Below are 11,729 nucleotides of genomic sequence, written 5' to 3'. Positions count from 1 at the left end.
ATGGATCTGATGTACTACGTGGTCCTCGCTATCGTCCTCTTCGTGGTGGGCGGCGCGACCGTGCTGACCCGCCGCAACGGCGTCATCGCCCTGCTCGGCGTCGAGATCATGCTCAACTCGTGCAACCTGGTGCTCATCACCTTCTCCCGTATGTGGGGCAACCTCGAGGGGCAGGTCTTCGCATTCTTCGTCATGGTGGTGGCGGCAGCCGAGGTCGTCGTCGGCCTGGCGATCATCGTGTCCATATTCCGTACTCGCAGGACGGCGTCGCTCGACGGCGCCAACCTCATGAAGAACTAGGCAGGTGCGAGCATTGACTAGCATTTTTGCGGAAAGCACCGTGGCTGTCGCGAGCGCGACGGGTGCGGCTAGCCTCGTCTGGCTGGCCGTGGCCATCCCGCTCGTCAGCTTCGCGATCCTTCTCCTGGCGGGGAAGGCCGCTGACGCGTGGGGCCACTGGCTGGCTATCCTCGCCTCGGCGGCGTCGTTCGTCGTCGGCCTCGCCGCGGCGATCCAGCTGCTCGGGATGGACGCGAGCGAGCGCGTGGTCGAGACCACGCTGTACGAGTGGATCCCGCTGGTGGGTAGCTTCGCGGTGGACTTCGGCACGCGGGTCGACCCGCTGTCGATCACGTTCGTCCTGCTTGTGACCTTCGTGGGAACCCTCATCCACATCTACTCCGTGTCCTACATGGAGCATGACCCGGCCAGGCGCCGTTTCTTCGCCTACCTCAACCTGTTCGTGGCCGCGATGCTGCTCCTCGTGTTGGGCAACTCCTACGTGGTGCTCTTCTTCGGTTGGGAAGGTGTGGGCCTCGCTTCCTACCTCCTCATCTCGTTCTGGAATCACGTCCCCGAGTACGCCACCGCCGGTAAGAAGGCGTTCGTCATGAACCGCGTGGGCGACCTGGGCATGCTGGTGGCGATGATGGCGATGGTGGCGAACTTTGGCTCGGTGAAGTTCACCGACGTTTCCGCGGGTGTGGGTAGCGTTTCGGAGGGCACGGCCGCCTTCATCGGCGTCTTCCTCCTGCTGGCCGCCTGCGGTAAGTCCGCACAGTTCCCCCTCCAGGCATGGCTGGGCGACGCGATGGCGGGCCCGACGCCGGTCTCCGCGCTGATCCACGCGGCCACGATGGTCACCGCCGGTGTCTACCTGATGGTCCGATCCGGCGCCGTCTACGAGGCAGCCCCGGTGGCCGCGCTGGTGGTGGCGCTCGTCGGCCTCATCACCCTCGTCTTCGGTGCGATCGTCGGTGCGGCCAAGGATGACATGAAGAAGGTCCTGGCGGCCTCGACCATGTCGCAGATCGGCTACATGATGCTCGCGGCGGGCCTTGGCCCGGTCGGCGCGGGATTCGCGATCTTCCACCTCGTCACCCACGGCTTCTTCAAGGCCAACATGTTCCTCGGTGCCGGCGCAGTCATGCACGGCATGAACGACGAGGTGGGCATCCGCGGCTTCGGCGGTCTGGGCAAGCACATGAAGATCACGTTCTACACGTTCTTCGCCGGCTACCTGGCCATCATCGGTTTCCCATTCCTGTCCGGCTTCTATTCGAAGGACAAGATCATCGAGATCGCCTTCACGGGCCAGGGCGCGCTGCCGTGGATCTTCGGCACGATCACCGTGCTGGTGGCGGGCTTGACCGCCTTCTACATGTCGCGTCTCTTCTTCGGAATCTTCCTGGGGGAGGAGCGCTGGGTTCACGAAGGTCCGGATGCGAAGCACCCGCACGACCCGTCCCCGCTCATGTGGGTTCCGATGGTGGTGCTCGCGCTCGGCTCGCTCGGCCTAGGCGCGATCCTCAACTACACGGGCTTCCTCACCTGGCTTGAGCCGGCGATCGGCCACGTGGCACACGAGGAGCCGGTCCTGCCGATCCCGGCGATCACCGGCCTGACGCTGGCCGTGGTCGCTGCCGGCGTGGCAATCGCGTGGAAGATGTACGTGGCCAGCCCGATGCCCAAGGCGGCACCCGTCGGCAACGGGCTCACCCGCGCCGCGCGCGTCGATCTCTACCAGGATCAGATCAACGAGGGCCTGTTCATGAACCCCGGCATCACGCTCGTGGCGAGCGCGGACGTGCTCGACCGCAACGTGGTCGACGGCATGGTACGCGGGGTTGGCAAGCTGCCGTCGGTCGGAGGCGTTCTGGGCAAGTTCCAGACCGGCTACGCCCGTAACTACGCCAGCTACATCACCATCGGCCTGGTCCTGGCGCTCATCGTCGTCGTCGCGGCCGCGCTCTAGGAGGACAAGAGGTATGCAATTGCAAACTGTTTCCGAAGCTGGCTTCCCCTGGATCACAGCGATGATCCTGATTGCCGTGGTGGGCGCACTCCTGCTGTGGCTGGTCAAGCCGCTACGTTCGGCGGCCCGTCCGGTCGCGCTGGGCGTGTCGATCCTCGTCGCGGTCGTGTTCATCCTCGCGATGATCACGGAGTTCGAGGTCGCAAGCTCGGCGCGCGTTCAGCTCGCCGAGACGTACCCGTGGATCCCGCAGATCGGCGTTTCGCTCGCGTGGGGGATTAACGGCATGGGCGCGGTCATGCTCGCCATGTCGGTGTTCCTCGTGCCGGTGGTCATCATCGCCTCGTGGACCGAGGTCGACGGCGAGCGGCAGGGCGGCTACATGGCGTGGATCCTCGCCCTCGAGGCGATCATCATCGGCCTGTTCGCGGCACGCGACCTGTTCCTGTTCTACGTCCTGTTCGAGCTCATGATCCTGCCGATCTTCTTCATGATCGGCCGCTACGGCAAGGGCGAGCGGCGCGGCAAGGCCGCGATGAAGTTCCTCATTTACTCGCTCGCTGGCGGCCTGATCATGCTGGTGGGCGTCATCGCGGTCTACGCCTACGGCCCGGGAGGCTCGGGCGGGTTCATGATCGACAACCTCGCCGCCGGCTCTCAGATGTCTTCCACCGTGCAGATGTGGATCTTCCTCGCGTTCTTCATCGCCTTCGCGATCAAGGCCCCGATGTGGCCCGTCCACACCTGGCTGCCGGACGCGACGGAGGAGGCCCCTGCGGGCACCTCCACGCTTCTGGTTGGCATCCTGGACAAGATGGGCACATTCGGCATGATCGCGATCTGCCTGCCGTTGTTCCCCGACGCCGCCAGCTCGGCCGCGCCGGTGATCATCGCCTTCGCCCTCGTCTCTATCATCTGGGGCGGCCTGATGGCGATCGCCTCGGATAACCTCATGCGCCTGGTGGCCTTCACTTCGGTGTCCCACTTTGGCTTCATGGTGATGGGCATCTTCTCTGGCTCGTCTATCGCGCTGGCCGGCGCCATCCTCTACATGGTGGCGCACGCGATCGGCACCGCGGGCCTCTTCCTGATCGTGGGCTTCCTCGGCGAGCGCGGCGGTTCCCACCTCATTTCCCGCTACGGCGGCTGGCAGCGCGTCACGCCGATCCTGGCCGGCACGTTCCTCATCTCGGGACTTGCCACGATCGCCCTGCCGGGCCTGTCGGGCTTCATCCCGGAGTTCATGGTCCTCATGGGAACCTACGACGCCGTGCCGTGGGCCGCGCTCGTCGGCGTCGTCGGCGTTGTCCTCGCCGCGCTCTACATCCTCCTTCCCTACCAGCGCCTCTTCACGGGCCCGAAGCCGGAGGAGGACGTGGCGGACTTGGGTGGTCGCGAGAAGACGGTCATGGGGTTGCTCATCGCGGCGATGCTCGTGCTGGGCTTCTTCCCCTCCGTCGCGCTCGACGCCGTCAACCCCGTCGCGGAACAGTATTCGTCCACGCTGACGGTCATCGCTGAAGGGAGCACCAAGTGAACGTCCAAATTCAATGGGTGGCAGTCCTGCCACTGTTGATCGTCCTCGGAGCAGGCGTGGTGGGTACGCTGTGCGAGGCCTTCGTGCCCCGCCGTGCGCGCCGCGGCGTGCAGGTGACGCTCTCGCTGGCCGCACTCGCCTCCGCCCTCGTGGTCGTGGTGTGGCGCTGGACGGAAACGCAGGTGGACGGCTCGAAGGTGCAGCCCCTGGCGTTCGCGGTCCACCCCGACGGCACGGTGGGTGTCGGCCTGGTGGAGGACGCGATCTCGCTCATCTCCCAGGCGATCATCGTGGTTGGCGCGCTACTGTCCTTCCTGGTGATCGCGGATCGCACGCAGACCCGGGAGGGGGCGTTCGCCGCGGCAGCGGCGACCCGGCCTGGCTCTGCTGAGGAGCGCGAGTACTCTCGGCTCGGGCGTCAGCTCACCGAGATCTTCCCGCTGGCGCTCTTCGCCACGGGCGGCATGATGGCTTTCACGTCGGCCTACGATCTGCTTACCCTCTTCATCTCGCTCGAGGTGCTCTCGCTGCCGCTGTATGTCCTGTCGGCCACCGCTCGCCGCAAGCGCCTGCTCTCGCAGGAGGCCGCGCTGAAGTACTTCATCCTTGGCGCGTTCTCCTCGGCCATCTTCCTCATGGGTGCGGCGCTTATCTACGGCGCTACCGGCTCGCTGTCGATCGAGGGTCCGATCGTAGCCCTCGGCCGGGGCACGGGAGTGGCGTCCCCGGCGTTGCTGAGCGCTGGCGTCGTCATGGTCGTCATCGGCTTGCTGTTCAAGGTTGGCGCCGCTCCGTTCCACGCCTGGACGCCGGACGTCTACCAGGGCGCGCCGACGCCGGTCACCGGCTTCATGGCTGCCGGCACGAAGGCCGCCGCGTTTGTGGCCCTCATGCGGGTGTTCATCCTGATGGTGACCCCGGTGTGGGAGTCGATCAACATCTTCATGTGGATCGTTATCATCGCAACCATCGTGATCGGCACGGTCATGGGCCTGGTACAGACGGACGTTAAGCGACTGCTGGCGTACTCCTCAATCGCGCACGCGGGCTTCATTCTGATCGCGGTCAACTCGATCAACATCATCTCCAACGCCGATGCCTCGCTGGTGGCGGTCCCCGCGATCATGTTCTACCTGCTGGCCTACGCGGTGGCGACGGTGGGAGCCTTCGGCATTGTGACGCTCGTGCGTGAGCGCGATCCGCAGGGCAACATCCTGGGCGAGGCGACGAAGCTCTCGAGCTGGGCCGGCCTGGGCAAGCGCAGCCCGCTGCTGGCGAGCGCGATGACGATCTTCCTCCTGTCGTTCGCGGGTATCCCGCTGACGGGTGGCTTCATCGGAAAGTTCGAGGTGTTCCGCGCCGGTGTTCAGGGTGGCATGACGGTGCTCGTCGTGCTCGCCGTGCTGGCGTCGGCCGCGACGGCGGTGTTCTACTTCCGTCTCGTCCAGATCATGTTCTTCCGTGAGCCGGAGGGCGAGTCCGTGGCGGTTGTCGAGTCGGAGGGCATGTCGATCGTTGCGATTGTCATCGCCGCGATCACCACGATCGGCCTCGGCGTGCTGCCGCACTTCGCCCTTGACTTCATCATGGGACCGTTTGCGTGAGCGTCACTGATGTTCTAGCCAGCGACGACCCGCTCGCCCGCCGGCTCGCCGCGCGCATGGAGGTGGTTGAAGACCGCCTGCGCTCGGCGTGCCGGGTGGACGATCTCGTCGTCGATTCGGCCACGTCCTACCTGGCCGACGCCGGCGGCAAGCGGCTGCGTCCGCTCCTGACGCTGCTGGCGGCCGAGGTGGGGCCGAACCCGGATTCGCCCGACGTCATCGACGCCGCCGTCGTCATGGAGCTGACCCACCTCGCGTCGCTCTACCACGACGACGTCATGGACGAGGCGCCCAAGCGCCGCGGCGTGCCGACGGCGCAGTACATCTTCGGCAATTCTTCGGCGATCATGGCCGGCGACGTGCTTTTTTCGCGCGCGTCGAAGATCGTGGCGGGCCTGGGACAGCGGGCGATCTACATGCACGCCGAGTCTTTCGAACGGCTGTGCATGGGGCAGCTCCATGAGACGGTGGGCCCGCAGGGGGGCGAAGACCCGATCGAGCACCACCTGAAGGTGCTTTCGGGCAAGACGGGTTCGCTCATCGCGGCGGCCGCTCACCACGGCGTCATGGCTGCCGGCGGACCGGACGACCTCGGAGAGGCACTGGCCGAGTTCGGCGAGCGCATCGGCGTGGCTTTCCAAATCGCCGACGACGTCATCGACCTGGCCTCGGACCCCGCGCTGACCGGCAAGACGCCGGGCACCGACCTGCTCGAGGGCGTGCCGACCATGCCCACGCTTCTGCTTGAGCGCGAGGCGAAGGAGGGCACGATCGACGACGCCGGGCAGGCGATTCTCGACATTCTCTCCGAGGGGAACCTGGACAGCGGCGACCGGCTTGCCACGGTGGTGGAGATGCTCAAGGCACACCGCGTCGTCGAGCAGACCCGGGAGCTCGCCCGTCAGTGGGTAGACGAGGCGCTGGAGTACCTGGACGTAATCAAGGATCGTGAGGTCTACGGCTATCTGGTCATGTTCGCCCACGGGATGGTTGACCGGATGATGTGACGGCGGCGTCGTGGTGGTCGGTGAATGGCACCGGCCCCTTGTCGAAGCCGAATCGGCAGGCCGTGGGCGTGCGGCCCGGATCGAGCGCGGGACCCTCTGGGCCCCGCGCTCCTTCGTGGGCGAACGCGAGGGCCGTGGATTGCCGCCCAAGGCCGGGGAGCCGCTAGAATGGCCGGAGACCTAAAAGGAGCAAACGTGCGCAAACTGATTGATAAGATTCTCCGGGCCGGCGAGGGGCGAACCCTGAAGAAGCTCTCGGCGATCACGCAGCAAGTCAACGAACTTGAGAGCGTCTTTACGGAGATGACGGACGAGGAGCTCAAGGCCCAGACGGCGGACTTCCGCGAGCGTTATAAGGAGGGCGAGTCCCTCGATGAGCTCTTGCCGGAGGCATTTGCGGCCGTTCGTGAGGCCTCGGTGCGCACGCTCGGCCAGCGTCACTACGATGTGCAGATCATGGGCGGGGCGGCCCTGCACCTTGGCAACATCGCCGAGATGAAGACCGGCGAGGGCAAGACGCTCGTGGCCACGCTCGCCGCCTACCTTAACGCGATTCCAGGCCACGGCGTTCACATCGTGACGGTCAACGACTACCTGGCCAGTTACCAGTCGGAGCTCATGGGCCGCGTCTTCCGTTTCCTTGGCATGACGACGGGGTGTATCACCACGGGCCTGAACCCGGCCCAGCGGCGCGAGCAGTACGCGTGCGACATCACCTACGGCACGAATAACGAGTTCGGCTTCGACTACCTGCGTGACAACATGGCGATGAGCCTCGATAGCCTGGTCCAGCGCGAGCACTACTTCGCGATCGTCGACGAGGTCGATTCGATCCTTATCGACGAGGCGCGTACCCCGCTTATCATTTCCGGTCCCGCCGAGGGAGACGCCAACAAGTGGTACACGATGTTTTCGCAGGCCGTAGTCAACCTTCGGCGCGACATCGACTACGAGGTGGATGAGAAGAAGCGCACGGTGGGCGTTCTCGAGCCGGGCATCGACAAGATCGAGGACATGCTCGGGATCGACAACCTCTACGAGTCGGTGAACACCCCGCTCATCGGCTACCTCAACAACGCGATTAAGGCCAAGGAGCTCTTCACCCGCGACCAGGATTACATCGTCGCCGACGGCGAGGTGCTGATCGTCGACGAGCACACGGGCCGAGTCCTTCCCGGGCGCCGCTATAACGAGGGCATGCACCAGGCGATCGAGGCGAAGGAGGGCGTGACGATCAAGGCCGAGAATCAGACCCTGGCCACGATCACGCTGCAGAACTATTTCCGCCTCTATGACAAGCTTTCGGGCATGACGGGTACGGCGGAGACGGAGGCCGAGGAGTTCGCCTCCACCTACGACATCGGCGTGGTGCCGATCCCGACCAACCGGCCGATGCGGCGCACGGACCACACGGATCTGGTCTACCCCACGGAGCGCGGCAAGTTCGGCGCGATTGTCGAGGACATCAAGGAGCGTTTCGCGAAGGGTCAGCCGGTGCTGGTGGGTACGGCGTCGGTGGAGAACTCCGAGAAGCTCTCCGCGCTGCTGAAGAAGGCTCACATTCCTCACGAGGTCCTCAACGCCAAGCAGCACGAGCGTGAGGCAGCGGTGGTCGCGATGGCCGGTCGCAAGGGCGCCGTGACCGTCGCAACCAACATGGCTGGCCGAGGCACCGACATCATGCTGGGAGGTAACGCCGAGTACATCGCGGTGGGCCTCATGGCCAAGCGGGGGCTCGACCCGGAGGAGGACGCCGAGGAATACGAGAAGCAGTGGCCGCAGGCGCTGGCGGAGGCGAAGGCCGCCGTCGCGAAGGAACACGACGAGGTGGTGGAGCTGGGTGGCCTGTACGTGCTCGGCTCGGAGCGCCACGAATCGCGCCGCATTGATAACCAGCTTCGCGGACGTTCCGGGCGTCAAGGCGACCCGGGGGAGTCACGCTTCTACCTCTCGCTCGACGACGACCTGATGCGCCTGTTCGGCAACACGCGTGCTACCGACCGTTTCAAGAACGGCCCGGAGGATCAGGCGCTCGACTTCAAGCTGCTGAGCTCGGCAATCCAGCGCGCCCAGACTCAAATCGAGTCGCGCAACGCGGAGATGCGTAAGAACGTCCTGAAGTACGACGACGTCATGAACGAGCAGCGCTCCACCGTCTATGCTGAGCGCCGCCGCATCCTCGAGGGTGAGGACGTGGAGGATCAGATCAGCTCTTTCATCACGTTCGTGGTCGACGACGTCGTTCGTAGCCACACCCTGGGTTCGTCCGACGAATGGGACATGCATGCGTTGTGGACGGACGTGAAGAACATCTACCGCCCGTCTTTCACCGACGAGGAGCTTATCGAGGCTCACGGCGGCGACCAGCGCGAGTTGACCCGGGAGGACGTGCGCACTGAGATCCTCGAGGACGTGGAGGCGATTTACCAAGAGCGCGAGGAGGAGCTCGGCTCCGAGCAGATGCGCAACGTGGAGCGGCAGGTGTTGCTTACCGTGCTGGATCGCAAGTGGCGTGAGCACCTGTACGAGATGGACTACCTCAAGGAGGGTATCGGCCTGCGTGCGATGGCCCAGCGCGATCCGCTTGTTGAGTACAAGCAGGAGGGTTATCACATGTTCCAGCAGATGAACGACTCCATCCGCGAGGAGACGGTTCGCCACTTGCTCAACTTTGAGCTGCCGTCCGAGAAGATGGCCCGTGAGGCGGTGGAGGCCGCGAAGTCGTCGCTTGCCGCGGGAGCGGGCGGCTTCATTGGCCAGAAGACGCCGGTGGGCTCGGATAAGGCCCAGCCTTCGACGGAGAAGATTCTCGGCATCAAGCGGCCTGAGACGCAGAAGCTGTCCTATTCTTCGTCTGCCGGGCAGAGCGGGCCTTCGGCGGGCCGGCGGGGCCCGGCGGCGGGGAACAAGCCGCCCGTCGGCGCCTTCGGCAGCACGGCGCCCCAGCAGCAGGCGCAGTCGGGCGGCGAGGTTGACCCGTACGCGGGGATGAACCGTGCCCAACGGCGGGCTGCGAAGCGTCGCAACAAGTAGTTGCTTGCGGCCTAGATGATCTCGAGCGCCGTCACGTGCCAGCGGCCGCGGCGGACCTCGAGGCGGGCGGCGGCCGCCCGAGTTCTCTTTCCGTCGAAGACGACAAGGGAGACCTCGGCCACGCCCTTGCGTGGCTCGCACACCCGCACGCGCTTGATGCGCGGCGGCATGCACTTTTCGGCCCGGCCCAGGACGCGTTGGCCGAGTCCTGCCCGGCGGATGAGCGCCTCGTAGACGTCGGGGTGCATCCAGGTTTGGAGCTGGCGGGCGGGGCGGTGCCCCATAAGGACCTCGATGGATTGCCCGACCACGCGCGCAGCGAAGCGATCCGGCGATGCCGGGGCCTCGGCCGACTGCTCGGCTTCGCCGTTATACATCGGCCTGTCGATTCGCGGTGAGGCGAAGGCAGCCCGGTCAAATTCCCCGCCCCGTGCAGGGGCCGGAAGGGACTGAGCGGACCGGTCCGGGTAGCTTTTCGGGATCTGACGCGGTGGCGGCGGGGGAACGGTGACGCGGACCTTGCTGTCCAGTACTGCTTGGCTCATGGGGTGTCCTTAGGGAAGTGTGATGGTTTGGCCGGGGTGGATGAGGTTCGGGTCATTACCGATGACCCCCTTGTTGGCGAGGTAGAGGTCGAGGACGAGGTCGGCCATCTCGGAGTCGTCCGTGGGTGCGTAGTAGGCGCGGGCGATGGACCAGAGGCAATCGCCGGCAACAACCGTGTGGGTGCGAGGCATGAGGCCGGCCTGGCCTGTATCATGAAGCGTGGTTACTGTTGTGGCCGCGGGCGCGGCTGGCGGGGTGTCACGTGCGGGTGCGGCGGGCGTTGGCTCTGCCGGGGGCGGTTCGTAGATCGTGCTCGGGGATGGCAGGGGCGCGCCCCAGCTGAAGTCCGTGTCGGCCGATGCGGGGGCGATGAAGCTACTGGCCAGGCCGGCGGCCGCGATGCCTCTCAGGATGGGCGGGCCCCAACGCGCGACCCGCATGCGCAGGGTGCGGCTTCCCGAGCGGGAGGCGCGAAGGAGTGCGAGCGCCGCGAGGAGGTACCAGAGGGCGACGGCGGTGATCGCGATTGCGGCCACGGTGACGAGCAGGGACTCGAGGTCTTGCTGGGGAGCACCAGTGAGGGGGTCCATGTCGACTCCAATCTGCTGTTTGATGGCGTTTGATGTCGTATGAGTGAGTTTGGTGTTATTTGGCGCTTAACGCGAGTGGGTATACCCGGTAAATCGGGCTCAATCCGGATCGTCCCAGCTGAGGGCGCAGTTTGGCTCGGAATCAGCCGGCCCACACCCGACGTCCCTAACGACGACCCAGCTGGCAGGAGCCCGACATGGCGCATGAGTGAGTGCGGGCCGCGAAGTGCGCAATAAGGGAGCGGGCCTGCGGGGGTGGGCGGTAGTCTGCGGGCATGGACTGGATGATTCTTGCCGAAACGATCGCCTCGGAAGTCGAACAGGGTGAGCGGGAGAAGCTCGAGGCCGAAGCTGCCGATCTCGCGGACGCCGAGCGCGCCACGCTGACGGTCGAGGATCGCCTCCGCGGCGCCGTCGGCGTCAACGTCGAGGTTGGACTTCGCGGCCTGCCGCCCCTTTCTGGAACTGTGGAGACGGTCGGGCGCGGGTGGTTTCTGCTGGCGGATTCCGCCCGCGAGCACGTCGTGCTCACCCGCGAGGTGGCAAGCCTGACCCGCGTGTCGTGGGTGCAATCGCCGGGCGGAGGGCTGCCCGTCAGCGTGGGCTCACTCCTGCGTCAGCTTCAGGCCTCCTACGTTTCCCTCCGCGGTGCCGACGTGGATGTGGCGGGAACGGTGGTCGGCGTCGGGCGTGACCACCTACTGATCGAAAGCGAGAGCGAGGGCCGTTATGGTTCGTACGCACAACCGTGGCAGGCGCACTACGATTTCGGGCAAAGTGAACGGCTATCGCAGATCGTCATTCCGATCGATGCGATAGCCGTAGTCAGCCAGGCGAGGGTGAATCGCGCTGTTTAGATTTCCTGCTCTGAGGTGATCTTCTGGCGCGTGATCTCATAGGCACGCTCGACATAGGCGGCGAGCACCTTCTCATCGATGCGCCACTGCCCACGACCACCAACCTGGATGGCAGGAAGCTCGCCGTTCTTGATGAGCGTGCGCACCTGCCCGGCCGAGACGTTCAAGTACTCGGCGACATCAGCGATTGTTAGAAACCTCGACATGGCTTGAGTGTCCCACCCTTCGTATGTTTGACACATGCACTTTACACAGGCACTTTGCCCTGTGGAAAACGGATTTCAGCTTACGCGAAATGTGC

10 protein-coding genes are annotated in these 11,729 nt (G+C 65.3%); 7 read left to right on the top strand and 3 right to left on the bottom strand.

All coding sequences use genetic code 11. From position 1 onward, the window contains the following. The 6 genes from nuoK to secA all read left to right on the top strand — a co-directional run bounded on the left by nuoK (nucleotide 1) and on the right by secA (nucleotide 9,435). Nucleotides 1-300 carry an NADH-quinone oxidoreductase subunit NuoK gene (gene nuoK / locus J2S45_RS08920; protein ID WP_296932500.1) on the top strand — a complete coding sequence of 100 codons (300 nt, stop codon included), beginning with the start codon at nucleotides 1-3 and terminating at the stop codon, nucleotides 298-300. A gap of 13 nt (nucleotides 301-313) precedes the next feature. After that, the gene (nuoL, locus tag J2S45_RS08915) at nucleotides 314-2,254 is read left to right on the top strand and encodes an NADH-quinone oxidoreductase subunit L (protein ID WP_407702486.1); all 1,941 of its coding nucleotides are present in this window, start codon (nucleotides 314-316) and stop codon (nucleotides 2,252-2,254) included. A 13-nt stretch (nucleotides 2,255-2,267) separates the two neighbouring features. Continuing rightward, nucleotides 2,268-3,791 (top strand): NADH-quinone oxidoreductase subunit M, encoded by a 1,524-nt coding sequence (locus tag J2S45_RS08910; protein ID WP_307635168.1) that lies wholly within the window; start codon nucleotides 2,268-2,270, stop codon nucleotides 3,789-3,791. Next, entirely contained in the window at nucleotides 3,788-5,395 is a 1,608-nt protein-coding gene (gene nuoN, locus J2S45_RS08905) for an NADH-quinone oxidoreductase subunit NuoN (RefSeq protein ID WP_307635167.1), read from the top strand. The genes J2S45_RS08910 and nuoN overlap by 4 nt, the downstream gene beginning before the upstream one ends. Then, nucleotides 5,392-6,402 (top strand): polyprenyl synthetase family protein, encoded by a 1,011-nt coding sequence (locus J2S45_RS08900; protein ID WP_307635166.1) that lies wholly within the window; start codon nucleotides 5,392-5,394, stop codon nucleotides 6,400-6,402. Before nuoN ends, J2S45_RS08900 begins: the two co-directional genes overlap by 4 nt. 168 nt (nucleotides 6,403-6,570) lie before the next feature. Then, nucleotides 6,571-9,435 carry a preprotein translocase subunit SecA gene (secA, locus tag J2S45_RS08895; protein ID WP_307635165.1) on the top strand — a complete coding sequence of 955 codons (2,865 nt, stop codon included), beginning with the start codon at nucleotides 6,571-6,573 and terminating at the stop codon, nucleotides 9,433-9,435. Between the two features lie 11 nt (nucleotides 9,436-9,446). Here secA and J2S45_RS08890 read toward each other — a convergent pair whose 3' ends face one another. Then, on the bottom strand, nucleotides 9,447-9,980 hold the full coding sequence (locus J2S45_RS08890; RefSeq protein ID WP_307635164.1) for an Rv3235 family protein: 534 nt from the start codon (nucleotides 9,978-9,980) through the stop codon (nucleotides 9,447-9,449). 9 nt (nucleotides 9,981-9,989) lie between these two features. After that, nucleotides 9,990-10,571 (bottom strand): LysM peptidoglycan-binding domain-containing protein, encoded by a 582-nt coding sequence (locus J2S45_RS08885; protein ID WP_270975514.1) that lies wholly within the window; start codon nucleotides 10,569-10,571, stop codon nucleotides 9,990-9,992. A gap of 275 nt (nucleotides 10,572-10,846) precedes the next feature. Between J2S45_RS08885 and J2S45_RS08880 the strand changes: the two genes are divergently transcribed. After that, complete coding sequence (locus J2S45_RS08880) at nucleotides 10,847-11,428, top strand: hypothetical protein (RefSeq protein ID WP_307635163.1); 582 nt, start codon at nucleotides 10,847-10,849, stop codon at nucleotides 11,426-11,428. Here J2S45_RS08880 and J2S45_RS08875 read toward each other — a convergent pair. Beyond that, nucleotides 11,425-11,634 (bottom strand): helix-turn-helix domain-containing protein, encoded by a 210-nt coding sequence (locus J2S45_RS08875; RefSeq protein WP_270975510.1) that lies wholly within the window; start codon nucleotides 11,632-11,634, stop codon nucleotides 11,425-11,427. The genes J2S45_RS08880 and J2S45_RS08875 overlap by 4 nt on opposite strands. Between the last annotated feature and the right edge of the window lie 95 nt (nucleotides 11,635-11,729).

The sequence above is a fragment of the Trueperella abortisuis genome, assembly GCF_030811095.1.
Lineage (GTDB): Bacteria > Actinomycetota > Actinomycetes > Actinomycetales > Actinomycetaceae > Trueperella > Trueperella abortisuis.
This window is presented reverse-complemented; position numbering and strand designations above follow the sequence as displayed.